The sequence below is a fragment of the Flavobacterium frigoris genome, assembly GCF_900111075.1.
GTDB lineage: Bacteria > Bacteroidota > Bacteroidia > Flavobacteriales > Flavobacteriaceae > Flavobacterium > Flavobacterium frigoris.
Genome location: NZ_FOFZ01000014.1, coordinates 34048 through 50392, shown reverse-complemented (window position 1 = coordinate 50392; position 16345 = coordinate 34048). Strand labels below are relative to the sequence as shown.

At 33.9% G+C, this 16345-nt stretch carries 13 protein-coding genes and 1 pseudogene; 6 read left to right on the top strand and 8 right to left on the bottom strand.

Going from position 1 to position 16345, the window contains the following annotated elements; all coding sequences use genetic code 11:
• Positions 1-9 precede the first annotated feature (9 nt).
• The 6 genes from BMW63_RS14905 (at position 10) to BMW63_RS14880 (ending at position 6150) form a co-directional block, all read left to right on the top strand.
• Positions 10-525 carry a PH domain-containing protein gene (locus BMW63_RS14905; RefSeq protein WP_074724269.1) on the top strand — a complete coding sequence of 172 codons (516 nt, stop codon included), beginning with the start codon at positions 10-12 and terminating at the stop codon, positions 523-525.
• Positions 526-2028 (top strand): PH domain-containing protein, encoded by a 1503-nt coding sequence (locus BMW63_RS14900; RefSeq protein WP_074724268.1) that lies wholly within the window; start codon positions 526-528, stop codon positions 2026-2028.
• Positions 2029-2082: 54 nt separating this feature from the next.
• Positions 2083-3045 carry a 1,4-dihydroxy-2-naphthoate octaprenyltransferase gene (menA, locus tag BMW63_RS14895; protein WP_074724267.1) on the top strand — a complete coding sequence of 321 codons (963 nt, stop codon included), beginning with the start codon at positions 2083-2085 and terminating at the stop codon, positions 3043-3045.
• 14 nt (positions 3046-3059) lie between these two features.
• A complete protein-coding gene (locus BMW63_RS14890) occupies positions 3060-3737 on the top strand; it encodes a metal-dependent hydrolase (RefSeq protein WP_074724266.1) in 678 nt (225 codons plus the stop codon).
• Positions 3738-3878: 141 nt separating this feature from the next.
• Positions 3879-5063: a tetratricopeptide repeat protein gene (locus BMW63_RS14885; RefSeq protein ID WP_074724265.1), complete on the top strand. Its 1185-nt coding sequence runs from the start codon at positions 3879-3881 to the stop codon at positions 5061-5063.
• Positions 5064-5100: 37 nt separating this feature from the next.
• On the top strand, positions 5101-6150 hold the full coding sequence (locus BMW63_RS14880) for an o-succinylbenzoate synthase (protein WP_074724264.1): 1050 nt from the start codon (positions 5101-5103) through the stop codon (positions 6148-6150).
• Here BMW63_RS14880 and BMW63_RS14875 read toward each other — a convergent pair.
• The 8 genes and pseudogenes from BMW63_RS14875 to BMW63_RS14835 form a co-directional block, all read right to left on the bottom strand.
• Entirely contained in the window at positions 6140-7873 is a 1734-nt protein-coding gene (locus tag BMW63_RS14875; RefSeq protein ID WP_074724263.1) for a PAS domain-containing hybrid sensor histidine kinase/response regulator, read from the bottom strand. The genes BMW63_RS14880 and BMW63_RS14875 overlap by 11 nt on opposite strands.
• Before the next feature lie 291 nt (positions 7874-8164).
• Positions 8165-8889: pseudogene (locus BMW63_RS18470) on the bottom strand (cation:proton antiporter domain-containing protein).
• Between the two features lie 400 nt (positions 8890-9289).
• Positions 9290-10189: a mechanosensitive ion channel family protein gene (locus BMW63_RS14865; RefSeq protein ID WP_074724262.1), complete on the bottom strand. Its 900-nt coding sequence runs from the start codon at positions 10187-10189 to the stop codon at positions 9290-9292.
• A gap of 3 nt (positions 10190-10192) precedes the next feature.
• Complete coding sequence (locus BMW63_RS14860; RefSeq protein ID WP_074724261.1) at positions 10193-11002, bottom strand: mechanosensitive ion channel family protein; 810 nt, start codon at positions 11000-11002, stop codon at positions 10193-10195.
• Between the two features lie 59 nt (positions 11003-11061).
• Entirely contained in the window at positions 11062-12807 is a 1746-nt protein-coding gene (locus BMW63_RS14855; protein WP_074724260.1) for an APC family permease, read from the bottom strand.
• Positions 12808-13455: 648 nt separating this feature from the next.
• Positions 13456-13929, bottom strand: a complete 474-nt coding sequence (locus BMW63_RS14845) for a nuclear transport factor 2 family protein (RefSeq protein ID WP_074724259.1) — start codon at positions 13927-13929, stop codon at positions 13456-13458.
• Positions 13930-14063: 134 nt separating this feature from the next.
• Positions 14064-15122, bottom strand: coding sequence for a class I fructose-bisphosphate aldolase (locus BMW63_RS14840; RefSeq protein WP_074724258.1), 1059 nt, complete (start codon positions 15120-15122; stop codon positions 14064-14066).
• 54 nt (positions 15123-15176) lie between these two features.
• Positions 15177-16265, bottom strand: a complete 1089-nt coding sequence (locus tag BMW63_RS14835; protein WP_074724257.1) for an alkene reductase — start codon at positions 16263-16265, stop codon at positions 15177-15179.
• Positions 16266-16345: the final 80 nt, after the last annotated feature.

Genomic DNA, 16345 nt, shown 5'->3' with positions numbered 1-16345 from the left:
AAAAAATAAATGAAGAACTTCTCAAACGAGACGATAGATACCACAAAGCTTCCAAAATTCGAAGAAGTAGAATTCTCTATTTTACATACTGATTATTGGAAAGTGACGGTGCTAAATGTATTTTTATTTTTCCTAATTCTAGGAGGAGGTCTTAGCGTATTGTTGTTTTTTAATAGAGGTTTGTTGGTATTTGCTGTTGGAATTGCAGTGGCTTATTTTCTTTTTCTTTTTCTTGTTTTGTTTTTTTCTAGAATTAGTTTTAAGAAAAAAGGGTTTGCTTTCAGGACGCACGATGTTCTTTTTAGGCATGGAGTTATAGCGACAAATACGATTGTAATTCCCTATAATCGAGTGCAGCATGTGGCTTTACATGAAGGATTGATTTCTCGGTATTTCGGTTTGGCAAAGATCGAAGTTTTTACTGCGGGAGGAAATGCAAGTGACATAGAAATCCCAGGAATCAAAAAAGAGCAGGCCGAAAATATCAAACAGTTGTTGATGGGGAAAATTCAAAAACAATTGTAAATGGATAACACTTTACATCAGCCGCAACGGCAATCCTCCATCGGAGTATTAATCCTTTTTTTAGATACCCTGCAAAAATGGGGACGTGCTTTATGGCCTATAGCGGTGATTTGGATTTTTAAATTCGATGAGCTTAATAAAGTATATCTGGTTTTAGGTACAATTGTTGTTGTGCTGACAATCGGAATTGTAGCCTACTTGCAGTATCGGAACTTTACTTTTTATTTGGACAATGAAAATGAGGAGTTTATTATTAGCGAAGGAATTTTTAATAAAACAAAAACCATTATTCAGCTGAATAGAATCCAGCAGGTAAATATAAATCAGTCTTTAATTCAAAGGCTTATCGGTGTTTATGAGCTAGACGTTGATACTGCGGGAAGTGCTAAAAAGGAAGGAAAAATACAAGCGATTTCACATCCATTGGCTTTAGCCTTAAAAGCGAGGTTAATGGACAATGAAAAAAAAGAAATTAGTTCCCTAGAATTAGAAGAGTCGTCTCAAGCGGAAACACTAGAAGGGCGTCCTTTTATGAATATTAGTTTTTTGAGCTTGTTAAAAGTCGGAATTACGTCAAATTACGTAAAGAGTCTGGGGTTGATTTTAGCCTTTTTTGCCACGGCGTACGAGAATAGCCGTAATTTCATCGAGCATTCGGATTTCGACAAAACTAAAATTAATGCCTATTTAGATCGAAGTTTAGCGATGCAATCGATTGCTATAATTGTAATGCTAATGTTGTGCTCTATTTTGATCATCAACCTAGTTCGTACCATTTTTAAGTATTATGATTATAAAATTACTAAGAAAAATGGGTCATTGCTGCTTTCTTTTGGCTTATTAAGTACAAAAAGTACTATTTTGAAACCAGAGAAAGTGCAAATTGTCACTGTTACTAGAAATTATTTTCAGAGGAAAATGAATATTCTAGAGCTTAAGATTAAGCAAGCGACGAGTGGCGAAAAAGAGGAACGTAAGTCGGTGATTGAAATTCCGGGATGCAATGAAAAAGAGAATGAAGAAATATTGAAATTGTTGTTTAAAAGTATACCTCAAAAAGGGGTAATGCTTAAACCTAATTTCCGTAAATTGGTTTTTTCGATATTCCTTTCAATAATAGTACCTTTAACTGGATTTTTTGCTTTCGCAAATTATATTGAAGAGCAACTATACGAATATGTTTATTTGGTGCCATTATATATTTTCTTTGTAGGAGCTATTGTCTATTTTGGTTTTAGAAATAATCGATTGTTTATTCATGACGATTTTATCATTAAACAAAGTGGCGCTTGGGATGTAGACAATAAAATTATAGAACCTGGAAAAATTCAGGCCATTACAACATCACAATTGTTTTGGCATAAAAGTGTTGATATCGGTTCGATTACAATACATACGGCTGGTGGGAACATTAGTTTTCAATTAGGGAATTTTACCTTGCTTAAGCAATATGTGAATCTTTGGTTGTACGAAATGGAAACGACTAACAGCAATTGGATGTAATTTTAGTTTCCAAATAATAATAAATAATTTATCAAATTAACGAATAAAAATAAAATGAAACATTGGATTGAAGCAGCAAGAATTAGAACATTACCCTTATCCGTTTCTGGAATAATTTTGGGAAGTATGTATGCATTAGCAAACCCAACAGACGACATCCTTACTCCAACAGAAGTGTTTAACTGGAGAATATTTGGTTTTGCCATTTTAACGACGCTTGGATTACAGATATTATCCAATTTTGCCAATGATTATGGTGACGGCGTGAAAGGCACGGATAATGAAGATCGAGTGGGGCCAAAAAGGGCAATCCAAAGCGGCGTAATTACTCCGCAAGCAATGAAAGGAGCAATCATAATTACGGCCTTGCTTACGTTGCTTTCTGCTATACTATTGATCTATTTTGCCTTCGAGGACACTAACCTGTACTATTCACTATTTTACCTGGTATTAGGAATACTAGCAATTTTAGCGGCAATCCGTTACACAATTGGGGCTAAGGCTTATGGATATCGTGGGCTTGGTGATGTCTTCGTATTTGTATTTTTTGGTATAGTCAGTACATTAGGAGTGAATTTTTTGTATTCGAAACAAATAGACATCGAACTTTTTTTGCCCGCAATCGCAATAGGACTTTTAAGTGTTGGTGTTTTGAATTTGAATAACATGCGTGACGAAGAGTCAGATAGGAAAGTAGGGAAGAATACTTTGGTTGTGAAAATGGGCGGTAAAAAAGCAAAATTATACCATTATTTTCTAATCACTTTTGCAATGGCTTTGGTGGTTGTTTTTGCTTTGTTGAATAATTTTCAATTAGATCAGTACTTGTTTTTACTGGCTTACATTCCTTTAACCAAACATTTAAGTACTGTTTATAAAAATAAAGCGCCTAAGGCATTAGACCCTGAATTAAAAAAATTGGCGTTAAGCACCTTCGCACTTTCAGTATTATTGGCCTTATGTATGATTTATTTCTTTTCAGATATCATTGTGAATACCCTTTTAGGAGGACGATAAATAAACCATAAATTATGAAAATTACATATTACGGACACGCTTCTCTGGGTATCAAAGTAGGCGGAAAACACATTTTAGTAGACCCATTCATCTCGGCAAATCCATTGGCGGAACATGTTGATATTAGTACGCTAAAAGCAGATTATATTTTATTAACGCATGCACATGGCGATCATATTCTGGATGTAGAAACCATTGCAAAGCGCACGAATGCTGTCATCGTTTCAAATGCTGAGATTGCAGGTTATTATGCGGCCAAAGGATTTCAAGCACATCCCATGAATCACGGCGGAAGCTGGACTTTCGATTTCGGGAAAGTGAAATATGTAAACGCCATTCATTCGAGTTCGTTTCCTGACGGCACTAGTGGTGGTAATCCGGGCGGATTTGTTATCGAGGGTGAGCACAAAAACATTTATATCGCTGGAGATACTGCCCTTACAATGGACATGAAATTGATCCCAATGCGTACCAAGTTGGATTTGGCAATTCTTCCCATAGGTGACAATTTTACGATGGATGTCGAGGATGCTATTTTGGCTTCAGACTTTGTACAATGTGATAAAGTACTGGGTTATCATTATGATACTTTTGGTTATATCGAAATTGATCACAAAACAGCCATTCAACAATTTTTCGATAAAGGAAAAGATTTAATGTTGCTAAAAATAGGAGAGAGTATCGAGTTATAAAATGGTTTAGGAGCTATTTCCAGCTGTCCACTATATCTTTTATGTCTCGTCCAAAAAGACGAGGCATAAAAGGATGCCGTTTCCATCTGGGCTAGTTTCGTATACTTAACACAAAAGACATCAGTGAATAAAGTAATTTTTATGCTATTCATTAGCATTTTTTATCAGTCGGGATTTGCCCAGCAAGACGGCTATTGGGACAAAGAGAGAGCCACTACTAAAGAAATTATCGTTTCGGCACGAGATAGAATCGTGATTAAAACCGATGATTTTCCTATTGGAACAACAGAGTTAATTTACAGAATTACTCTTTTGGATGACAATCAGAAAATGGCAAGTAGCTTAGTTTCGGTTTTAAAAGCAATTCCAGATCCTACGGGAATCAGTCAAGGATCTGCGGGTGCCGTTTTTTTGTTGTCTCGTATTTCAGGAGATGATAAAAGCAAGTACGCTATTTTTTCATCAAACGAACAGGCTTTAACGTATCAAAAAAGCGGTAAAATGGACTATGCTTGCTTAGCGCAAGAAACACCGTTAAGCAAAGACGCAAAACGACTGTCAATAGATAAGTCTGCTTGCTTGAATAACAATACGGGGAATCTTTGGTTTGGTTTCGAAAGCTCTAATTGGATTATGAAGCAAAAAATCATTCTGGAAGTAGTGCCGTGGGTTGACACTAAGTTAAGCCGAGGCTGGACTTTAGAAAATAGAAAATTTGTAATCAATCAATGCAAGACCTCCGCATTAGCTCGAAAACTAGCAAACTCTGATGATTTTTGTATTTGTATTGAAGAGAAAATTCAAAAAAAATATAAGTTTCAGGAATTCCAGAATTTACTTTTGATGGAACAGGCCAAAGTATATAAAGACAATGGAGAAAGTTGCATTAATGAGACGGGCGTTTCTAATGGAGTGTATAATGACTTGCGTAGCCAAGCATTAAATTTTGTCAAGAAGAGGGATTATGGCAATGCAATTACGCAATACATAAGGATAATCAACGATGGAAAGGCAACTGCAGTAGATTATAGTAACATTGGCTTTGGTTATATTGTAACCAAACAATACGGCAAAGCGATTAAGTTCCTAAAAGAAGGCGAGAAGCTGGACGATACAGAGCTATTAGTAAAACTGAATTTGGCGCATGCCTATTTACTTAATAATGAATTTAGAAGCGCAAAATCCATATACAAGGAATACCAATCCCAGAATGTGAACGACAGCCTGAGCGTGACTCAAAAAATAAAACAAGATTTTGAAGTATTTAAAAAAGCAGGAATTCAAAATGATGATTTTGAGCGAGTATTAAAGTTAATCGAACAGTGATATTTTCAGTTTTAAAAATCTACAATCCACAATTAATTTGAAAGCAATCTACCACAAATATATACTGGAATTCAAACGTCCTTCAGGAACTTCCCGAGGTGTTATGATCGAAAAAGAAACCTGGTTTTTAGTACTTGAAAAAGACGGAAAAACAGGAATAGGCGAGTGCGGCATTTTGAGAGGATTGAGCATCGATGACCGACCGGATTATGAAGAAAAATTACAATGGACTTGTGCTAATATTCATCTCGGTGAAGAGCAACTTTGGGAAGCTTTAATAGAATTTCCTTCAATTCAGTTTGGAGTCGAAATGGCTTTTCAATCGTTGCAAAGTGAAAGCCCTTTTTTACTATTCCCTTCAGAGTTTACTGAGGGCACAAAATCAATCCAAATCAATGGTCTTGTTTGGATGGGTGAAGCCGCTTTTATGAAGCAACAAATAGAAGAGAAATTAGCGCAAGGATTTGCTTGTGTGAAACTAAAAATTGGGGCGATAGATTTTGAAAAAGAACTGGATTTATTGCGGTATATCAGGCAATATTTTACTCCGGAACAGATTGAAATTAGAGTAGATGCTAACGGTGCTTTCGATATAAGTAAAGCTTTAGATAAAATTTCACAACTTTCTGAATTTAAACTACATAGTATAGAGCAACCAATACAAAAAAACAATACTGACAGGATGGCAGAGTTGTGTAAAAAGACTCCTTTGCCCATTGCTTTGGATGAGGAGTTGATTGGCGTATTTACATTAGAAGAGAAAGAACTGTTATTACTAAAAATAAAGCCGCAATACATCATTTTAAAACCTAGTTTTATAGGTGGTTTTAAAGGAACGCAGGAATGGATTTCATTGGCTAAAAAGTACGATATCGGATGGTGGATTACGTCTGCTTTGGAGAGTAATATTGGATTAAATGCCATTGCGCAATGGACTTTTTTACAAGATAATTTGATGCCTCAAGGACTTGGAACAGGTGCTCTTTATACTAATAATTTTGAATGCCCACTAGATGTTTTTAAAGGGCAATTATGGTATGAAAAAGGGATTGACTGGAACTTTAGTATAGCTGAAATTATAAAATAGTCTTAGTTCGTGCCTTGGATCTTGAAGATACTAATTGCTTATTGATATGTTCAATTAATTGATCTTTGTCGATTGGTTTCGAAATGTATCCATTGCCTCCAACTTCAATTGCTTTTTCGGCTTCGTCCGTAAATACGAAGGCACTTTGAGTAATTATGATTACATCTTCATTAAACTCCCTTATTTTTTTAATCGCTTCATATCCGTTCATCACTGGCATTTGAATGTCCATTAGTATGATATCAATATCTGGGTTTTTTTTGCAGAGATTTACCGCCTCAAATCCATTTCTGGCTATCAATAGATTTTCCCCAAATATTTTTAAAATTTTAGAAATAAATTTTAAAGAAATACTGTCATCTTCTGCAACCAGTATTTTTAATTTTTGTGTTTCATAAGGTACGAGTGCTAATTGAGTTTGGACTACTTTATCAGTTTCATTGGACTTGATAAGAGGGATTTTAAAATAAAATACAGAACCATGATCTGTATTGTTTTCTGCCCAGATTCTACCGCCTAAAAGGTCAATGTAAGATTTAGCAATATATAATCCCAATCCGGCACCATCATAATTTCTGCTTAATGAATCGTCCACTTGTCTAAATCGTTCAAAAATGATGTCTATTTTTTTAGAATCAATTCCTATGCCTGAATCCTGTACATAAAAAGTAATAGAATTGTTGTTTTTAAAACATCCTATCTCAATCAATCCATGATTGGTGAATTTTATTGCATTAGTTAGTAAATGCGATAATATAGCATAGACTTTTTCTTCATCTGTATGTATTAAATTGTCCTCTTCATTTATAGTATTGTTAATTTTGAGTTCAATATTTTTTTGCAGCGCTTCAATTTTAAAATAATTACAAATGCCTTCAATTTGATCTTTAACTGAAGTTTCTTTATAAGATAGATTGACTTGGCCAGATTCTATTTTTGAGATGCTAACGATATCATTTATGATATTTAGCATTCTGCTTCCACTCTTTTCAATGACGCGAATATATTCTTGTTGTGCCTCACCAGTTAATTTTGGTTCCTTTAGAAGGGCTGTAAAACCTAAAATACCATTCATTGGAGTCCGGATTTCGTGACTCATGTTAGCTAGAAAAGAAGATTTTAGGCGATCCCCTTCTTCTGCCTTCTCTTTTGCGTAAATTAATTCAGTATTAATTTTTTGTATCTGAATAATACTCTCGTATAATTCTCTATTTCGAACCTCTAGTTTTGTATTAAGATCTTTTAGTTTTTTTTCGGCTAATTTGCGTTCCGTTATATCTTGAAAAAAAATAACTATTCCTTCTTTACTGGGGACAACTCGATTTTCGAACCATCGATCCCACGGAAGAAAATAATCTTCAAAAACTATTTCCCTTTTGGTCTTCATTGCTTTATAGTACACTTTATGGAATGGCTTTCCAACAGTATCAGGGAAAATAACCCAAGCATTTTTGCCAATGAGGTCTTCAGGTTGTTTTCCAAACATTAGACCTGCTTTTTGGTTTACAAAAGTATACTTCCAATTGTTGTCTATAGCAACAAAAGCATCTGACATGTTTTCTAAAGATACAGTGAGTTTTTCATTAATTTGATTAATTTGATTTTCATTAGTTTGATTCGTATTGGTTATTGTATCAAACAACTCTTTTAATGAATTGTAATCTTGTTGTAATTTATAAAAATCGGATTCGATTTTAGCAGTATTTAAATTCGTATAATCCATTAGTTAATAAATTAAAGTTAGGTACAGATACTAAATGTATACTGTACAATTTTTAAAAATCTATAGGTCTAAAATTAAGTAGAATATGGGTTGCTAAATATAATAAATAATTACTGTAAAAAATAAAAGTAATGTTTTTTTTTGTGTCTATTTTACTAGTACTTTGTGTAGAAATAGACAAAAAATAAGTTATTGCATTTTTTTAGCAAATTTCCCAATCGTCATTCCTTGCACTATAATTGAAAAACATACTATAACGTAAGTGATGGTTACCTAAATATCCTTACTGAATTAAGGAGTGATAGATAAGGCAAGTGCTATAGAAATCCCCCCTCTTAACCCGCCCTGAGTTAAAATAAGAATGGTTTTTTGAGTAATTCTTTCTTTCAAACGAACGGCGATGGAAGGGATGTAAATTGAAATATACCTTGTCATCAGTGTTATTATTAATAGTATTATAACTGCAAAAAGTATTTTTTCATTGGTTTGTATGATTAATAATTCTAAACCTATTAAAACAAACAATACTGCATTTAAAATTTCATCAATAAGTTCCCAAAATTTATCAATATATTCTGCGGTAACATCTGATATTCCTAATTTCTTGCCTTGATTTCCTGTAATTAATCCTGCCGCAACCATTGCCAGAGGTCCAGAAACATGGATAAAATGAGCAAGCGTATACCCTCCATAACTATTGCTAAAGTGATTAAAACTTCCACTTGGTAATAGTCAATGCTAGCAATCAATTTATACCCGATGTAACCAATTCCAAGTCCTAAAAGTAAGCCTCCAATAGCTAATTGTTTAAATAATAATAAGATGTTACTTATTTCTAAATTGGCTTCAGGTTGCGCTAATTTTAAAATCGTAATAACAACGACAACAGCTACTCCATCATTAAACAAAGATTCTACAGCAATTTTAGTCTCTAATGATTTAGTTATACCTGCACTTTTTAGTAAACTGAATACAGTGATGGGATCAGTAGGAGAGATTAGAGCGCCAAAAAACATGGCATGGATTAACAGAAACATCAACCCCCATAAAAGTGAGCAAGTAGGAGGCTGTAAATCCAATTATGAAAGTACTTATTGATACGCTAATGGTTGAAAAAAGTAAAATACTAAGTTTTTCATTATTCAAATCTTAAAATTTGATATGAATCGCTTCCGCAAATAGCATGAAACTTAGCATTCCTTCTAATAATAGTTCGCTGAAATTAATATTGTCCATTTTTACCGCAATATTTTCTTTAAACGGAGGGAATTAATATCTGAGAATTAAGATAAAAAAAAATTAAAGAAACTAACATCAAACCTATTGCATTGGGTAATTTCAGGATCCTAAAATTGATAGAAGCAAAGCCTGCTGACAAAACAATAAGTACTGAAAAAAGAGGAAATAAATCCATTTTTATTTTTTGATATTAACATTAAAATCCGGTGCCTGAACTAATTGGAATGTTGCAGAAGCCATTTTTACGGCTCCATTTGTTTTTTCAATTTCAGTTAATATTTTAGTAAACAATTCTGTTTTTGTAGTTCTTCTCCTTTTATATCCCACGACATAACGAAGGGTATATTCTGCCCAATTATCGTTGGCAATTAAGGAAATCATTGGTTCTGTTTGGGCATCTTCTAAGCGATATTTATTTTGAAGAGAGGTCCATTTTTGTTTGGACTTAATTGTCAGGTCTCCAGCTACTTCAACTCCGGCCTTAAGAATTATTTCCTTGGCTTTATCATAGTCACTGCCATATTGAACAGGAATTTTAATTTCATCCCATAAAAAAGGAAAATCTCCTGAATAGTTAAATACAGGTTCCTTAAAAACATAACTGTTTGCAATCAAAACAATTCGGCCGTTATACAAATCGCCGTCAACCCATTGACCAGTTTCCATAATAGTAGTCCTTAGTACACCAATATCCATTACGTCGCCTTTTATTCCTCCTAGCTGAACGCGATCTCCTGTATTGTAAAATCCTCCAAACATGATAGCTAACCATCCTGCAAATGAAGCGATTACTTCTTGTAGAGCAAATGCAATACCAGCACCAGCAACCCCTAAAGCAACGGTAAGGTTCCCAAGTCTATCGCTGAATATAATTGTTAAAAGAAGTATTGTTAAAAAATAACCAATAAAACTACTAAATTTCTTAGCCTTGTATCGGTTATTATTATCTTTAATTTTCGAAAAAAGATTTTTTTGAATGGTATTTATTAACATCCAAATTATTGCGATGCCAATAAAAAAGCTTACAATTTTTCCAACTGTTGGATTATAAAGATATTCTTGAATTTGCTCTTCCATTTGTTATTTGTTAATGTGAACAACGCGCTGGGGGAAAGGAATGGTGATGTTATTCGTTTTAAACAATTCAAATATTTTTATCCTCATTTCGCTTTTCGTATTTTCAACACGAAATAATTCTTCGGACCAAAAAATTATTGAAAAATTCAATGATGAATCGCCAAAATTCGTAAAACGTATAAAAGGACTCGGTTCCTTCAAAACGCTATTTTGACTATCAACAGCTTGTTTTAATATTTGCATTACCTGTGCAACATCTGAAGAATAGTCAACACCTACATTTACTTCAAACCGCGATGCAAGATCGTTATGAGTCCAGTTGATTAATTGATTTTTTGTCAAATCAGAATTAGGTAAAATAATATACTTGTCATCTCTGGTCAGAACTGTTGTCGTTCGCAAATTAATTTCCTGAACAGTACAAACCATTCCGTTTAATTCGATAACATCATTGACTTTTACAGAGGAATCAAGCAATAGTAAGATTCCAGAAATAAAATCACTAAAAAGATTCTGAAGTCCTAAACCAATCCCTACTAAAAGGGCCGCTGATCCAGCTACAAGCACCGATAAATTAAAACCAAATAATTGTAATCCAGCAATGATTGATACTAGAATAATTAAATATCGAATTAGCCTGTAAATAGAATATTTTTTGGCTACGTCAATTTTTTCAACTTTATAAATTGCTTTTCTAATGATTTTTAACACCAGTAGCACTACGATTATAAAAACAATCAGCTTTATTATACCAATAACCTTTATGTCAAAACCACCATCTTGAAAAAGAGTATAGTCGATTATTTCCTTCATGTGTTTAATTTTTTTTGGAGACTATTGATCTTAGCTATTTATAGTAGCAGCTACTAAAGTTACATAATTAATCGAACACCGCCTAATTCAGCAACTCTATAGGAAAAACGATCTCCGGGCGAACCAATAAACATGAAATTTTTTGGTATATTCCATTTTTTAGAAAGTTCATCAATGATTTCTGGGCCAAAAATACCTTCTAGCTCAATGAATTCAATGTCAATTTCTGGATACGCGCGATCCAGAACTTTAAGATCTTTTATGAGTGACTCATCAGATTTTGCTCCTTTAAGTTTTACATTGACGATCCTTAATTTTTTGGTAGACTCGTTATTTTGTACATATTGCATCACTTTATTTAGAATAGCTACATCATCACCTTTAGTAAAAAACACAAACTCTTGTGAATTTATTTTTAAATTCATTTTCATTAAATAGCGATTGCTGAATATCACCATTTTGCGCATTGGTTTGTAAAAATACTCTAAGGCGTCTATCATAAGTTGTATCAGAAAAGATCTACCTAACATGATTGCTATAAAAAGCAACGAAGGAATCAGATATTTGATAAAAGTATAGAAGGAATCTACATTCAATTGAACATTACCCACAAAGGCTACAATTACCAATATTACAGCAAGAACTACTGAAACTCCTCTTGCTTTCTCTGGTCTGGGTAATTTTTTACGTTTGAACTTTAATAATAAATTTCCAAGACCAAATAAGCCCATTACAGCCAAGAAGGAGAAAGTATATACACCAGCCAGTGCAATAAGATTACCTCCTGTAACAAATAGTACAGAAACACAAAGGATTAGAAAACTGATGATAATTCTATAATTAGACCCTCTCTTGTTTTGTTTTAAAAAGTAGTTTGGTAAAATTCTATCTAATGTCATACGATTCAATAAACCAGAAACCCCTACAAATGAGGTTAAAACAGCTCCACATAACACTAAAACAGCATCAATGGAAATAAGATAAGCAAGCCATGATCCTCCTGTTGTTTGTCCCAAGAATGCAAGTAATGATTCTTTATGTTCGCCCACTTCAGCTAAGGGAATAATACAGATTAATAGCAAAGCAATCATTGGATTAAAAAAGCTGACGATAGCCCACATGTTGCGAAGTGTTTTTGGAAATACACCATGTTCTTGCTCTTCAACAAAATTTGCAGAACTTTCAAAACCAGAGATTCCTAACATTGCGGCAGAAAAACCCAAGAAAAGAGCATTGACGATACCACCAGAAGTAACTGGAAGGCTCCAGTTTATATGAAAAGTTTGTAAACCATGATTAAGAAGAAACCATGCAGAAGCTACGACTAATAAACTCAGGGTGGCTAAATGGATTATAAAAATTATTACTGCCACAAATGCAGATTCTCCAATCCCTAAAATTGCCAAACCAGTAAATGCTAATAATACAATAACTGTCGTAATCGTTATATCTATACCAGGAATAATACCATGTAGATAATGCATTCCTTCAGATGCAGAGATTACTGCAGTCGCCATGTAGGATAATACCGTTAATGTTGCGGCAAGAGAAGCCATCTTCTTAGAAGAAGTATTTAACAATACATTGTATGCTCCACCATTAAGGGGAATTGCTCCAACAACTTCACCATATATTTTTCTGAATAAAAATAAAACAACAGCCACAAATAATAATGAAATCCATGCATACTGCCCCGCATACATAATAGTAAGAGCCGAAACATACAAGCACGAAGAACTAATATCATTTCCGCAAATAGCCGTCGCCTGTAATTCATTTAATTTTTTATGTAATACCTTTTTCATTGTATAGTATTTGGATTTATTTCAATTTGCTCCGCAATATAGGCATTTGTGATAAAAGGCCAAATAAGAAAACAGATTCCTTCCTATGGAATATCGTCGAAGCGATTGTAGCACAGTAAAATTATTGATTTACAGGTAATTATATTTTTTAATATTTTTTTATTTTTTAATATTTTCTTTTACTTAGAAAGAAAGAAAAAAAACCTAGTAGGGAATGAATTATGGAATTTATTCTTCTAATAGTCGTCTGTGGTAATTTAATTAGCCAAGATGATAGGCGAGGCGAGTAGTTAGATGAATCAATATAAATCCGATTGATGTTTTTGTTTCAAAAACTAAAACCGGAAATTCCATTCGCAATTCCTTTTCAGATAGTTTATCGAGCGCATTGTCCACGACTATAATAGTTTCGTCAATTATATGGATTAGCTCCGTTTTTCGGATATCTTTTAATGAAAATTAAAATTCTCGATTTCTTACTTATTTTATGTTCCCGTATGTATTCCAAATATAGGGATTAAGATTTCTCACAATATTCAAACAAAGATTCCCAGCAGAATTACTTATTCCTTTTTGAATCGTCCAAATTTGACTTTCGTTTTAATCGATTTAAATCTCTTTAAAAAATCATTTTTAAAGACTGAAGTATTATAAATTGGTTTGTAGGTATTTTTTAAGCGACTTTAGTGCACTTTTATGAATTTTATTCTGCATGTAACCAGTCCAGCCCAACAGATATCCTTTACATCCTAATGCCTGTTTTGACCATTTCCAGATATCAAAATCATCTGTATGTCGCAGGATTAAACCGTCTTTAAAAAAGAACGCCGCTCTAATATGATTGACAACGGCTCTATTATTTTTACTAAAATTATAAGTAGCTTCCCAATGAGCAGCTCCATGGTAGTCATCTGCTTTTAGTTCTGAAAGCTTAATTTTTACATCTCCATTGCTGCGTGCCATTAACATCTCCCACATTTTACAAGCATCATTTCCTTTCAAAGAACCGAAGATTGGATCACGAAATTCAATATTTGGATGATAGCATGCACACATTGCTGAAGCATCTCCGTTAGCAAAAGCATCGTAAAATTTAGTAATTGTTTTTTCGTTTTTCGTCATAATTAAGTTAAAAAGAGCACTAAAAATAATAAATTTTTCTATTCAAAGTGTTTTTTTTATCAAAATAGATAAGAAATAAACTGTTTTTATTGCTAAAAAAGTTGGTTTTTAGAATCGTAATTTACTTAAACTTATTAAGCTATAGAAATTACTTTTGCAAGATAGACATCTTGTACGGCATTTAGTATTTTCACTCCATCATTAAAAGGACGTTGAAAAGCTTTTCGCCCCATAATTATTCCCGATCCACCAGCACGTTTGTTTATGATAGCAGATTGTACCGCCTCTTTAAAATCACTTGCCCCTTTTGATTCTCCTCCGGAATTTATCATACCAATTCGTCCAGCATAGCAATTCAAAACCTGATACCTGCATAAGTCTATAGGATGGTCACTAGTTAATTTAGTATACATTTCTGGGTCAGTTTTTCCAAACCCAATAGCGGTAAACCCGCCGTTACTTGTTGGTAATTTTTGTTTAATAATATCAGCTTGCAGTGATACTCCTAAATAATTGGCTTGAGCTGTTATGTCTGCAGCTGAATTATAATCAACATTGTCTTTTACAAATGAATTATTTCTAGAATAGCACCAAAGAATAGTCGCCATTCCCAAGTTGTGAGCCTCTTCAAATGCTTTTGAAACTTCGATTATTTGTCGATCAGATTCAGCCGACCCAAAATATACAGTTGCACCTATAGCTACCGCCCCCATATTCCAAGCGTCTTTTACACTCGCAAACATTATCTGGTCATATTTTTTGGGGTAAGTTAGTAATTCGTTGTGATTGATCTTTACAACAAAGGGAATTTTATGGGCATATTTTCTGGAAAGCAGGGCTAAGGTGCCCATCGTAGAAGCAATAGCATTGCAACCGGCCTCCATGGCTAGTTTTACAATGTTTTCAGGATCAAAGTACATTGGGTTTGGAGTAAATGAACTTCCAGCAGTATGTTCAATACCTTGGTCTACCGGTAAAATAGAGAGATATCCTGTTCCAGATAATCTACCATGGTTATAAAGCTGAGTTAAGCTTCTGATAGTTTGCCCATTTCGATTGCTTTGTAAAAAAGAGTCTGTAAAACTGGGATGCGGTAATTGAATTTGGTCTTTAGTAACTGTTTTGCAGACATGGTTTAGTAAAAAATCCTTTTTGTCTCCTAATAATTCTAGCAAGCGGTCTATATCTTCCATTTTAAATTTTATTTTAGTGATATCCCATTTCGTTATTAAAAGATGTATATTGAATTATGGTTGATAAGAAGGATAATCAGTATATCCTTTTTCGTCGGCGGTATAAAATAGATCTGCATTAAGATTTTGGGAAAGAGGCCAATCATTTTTAAAACGTTCTACTAGATCTGGATTATTTATAAAGGGTCTTCCGAATGCTACCAGATCAGCCAGTCCATTTGCAATCGCCAGCTCTGCACTTTCTTGGTCAAAACCACCACAAAGAATTAGGGAGTTTCTAAAGTTTTTGCGAATTGTTTTTTTAATATCGATTGGTACAGGAGGTACTCCCATGGCTGAATGATCTACAAGATGGATATAAGCGATGCCAATTTTATTAAGTTCTTTTGATAGGTAATTGTAGGTTTCGTCTATTTCGGGATAATGTGGCATATCACTAGCAATACCATAAGGAGATAAACGAATTCCCGTTTTATCTTTTCCAATGGCTTCAGCCACGGAAGTTACTACTTCAATCACAAATCGGCATCGATTTTCAATGCTTCCACCATAAGTATCATTCCTAATGTTGCTCACTGGCGATAGAAATTCTTCTAGTAAGTAGCCGTTTGCTCCATGCAGTTCTACGCCATCAAATCCTGCAAATAAGGCGTTTTGTGCAGCGCTAACAAATTCTGTTTTTGCATGTATAATATCTTGTAAACTCATTTCTTTTGGCACAACAAAATCTTGTAATTCCTTCAAGTCAGTCCACATCTGTCCGGCAGCTTTAACAGCAGAAGGGCCAAGTACCTCACTTTCCAGAGGCATGTTCAAAGGATGGCTTATTCTTCCGGAATGCATTAACTGAACAACGATCTTTCCTCCATTTTTATGTACAGCTTTGGTTATGTTTTTCCAACCACTCACTTGTCGCTCATTGAATATGCCAGGGATTCGCGCATAGCCAAGTCCATTTAGCGATGGTGAGGTACCCTCGGTAATAATTAAACCAGCACTGGAACGCTGCTTATAATATTCAGCCATCAGCTCGTTTGGAACATTTTTTAAAGCTCTGCATCGGGTCATAGGCGCCATGACAACTCTATTTTTTAATTCGATAGAGCCAATCTTTTCGGGAGTGAATAATTGCTGGTTTTTCATTTTTTTTTATCTTAAGTCGTTGTTATAAAGATAATTATATTTATTGACTTAAGGGTTTAAAATGATTGTGTAATTGATTG

Bases quoted from the DNA above. Each gene is read 5' to 3' on its own strand.
- BMW63_RS14905 (WP_074724269.1), top strand. From the start codon at position 10: ATGAAGAACTTCTCAAACGAGACGATAGATACCACAAAGCTTCCAAAA.
- BMW63_RS14900 (WP_074724268.1), top strand. From the start codon at position 526: ATGGATAACACTTTACATCAGCCGCAACGGCAATCCTCCATCGGAGTA.
- BMW63_RS14840 (WP_074724258.1), bottom strand. From the start codon at position 15,122: ATGGAAGATATAGACCGCTTGCTAGAATTATTAGGAGACAAAAAGGAT.
- BMW63_RS14865 (WP_074724262.1), bottom strand. From the start codon at position 10,189: ATGGAAGAGCAAATTCAAGAATATCTTTATAATCCAACAGTTGGAAAA.
- BMW63_RS14845 (WP_074724259.1), bottom strand. From the start codon at position 13,929: ATGACGAAAAACGAAAAAACAATTACTAAATTTTACGATGCTTTTGCT.
- BMW63_RS14890 (WP_074724266.1), top strand. From the start codon at position 3,060: ATGAAAATTACATATTACGGACACGCTTCTCTGGGTATCAAAGTAGGC.
- menA (WP_074724267.1), top strand. From the start codon at position 2,083: ATGAAACATTGGATTGAAGCAGCAAGAATTAGAACATTACCCTTATCC.
- BMW63_RS14835 (WP_074724257.1), bottom strand. From the start codon at position 16,265: ATGAAAAACCAGCAATTATTCACTCCCGAAAAGATTGGCTCTATCGAA.
- BMW63_RS14885 (WP_074724265.1), top strand. From the start codon at position 3,879: ATGCTATTCATTAGCATTTTTTATCAGTCGGGATTTGCCCAGCAAGAC.
- BMW63_RS14875 (WP_074724263.1), bottom strand. From the start codon at position 7,873: ATGGATTATACGAATTTAAATACTGCTAAAATCGAATCCGATTTTTAT.
- BMW63_RS14860 (WP_074724261.1), bottom strand. From the start codon at position 11,002: ATGAAGGAAATAATCGACTATACTCTTTTTCAAGATGGTGGTTTTGAC.
- BMW63_RS14855 (WP_074724260.1), bottom strand. From the start codon at position 12,807: ATGAAAAAGGTATTACATAAAAAATTAAATGAATTACAGGCGACGGCT.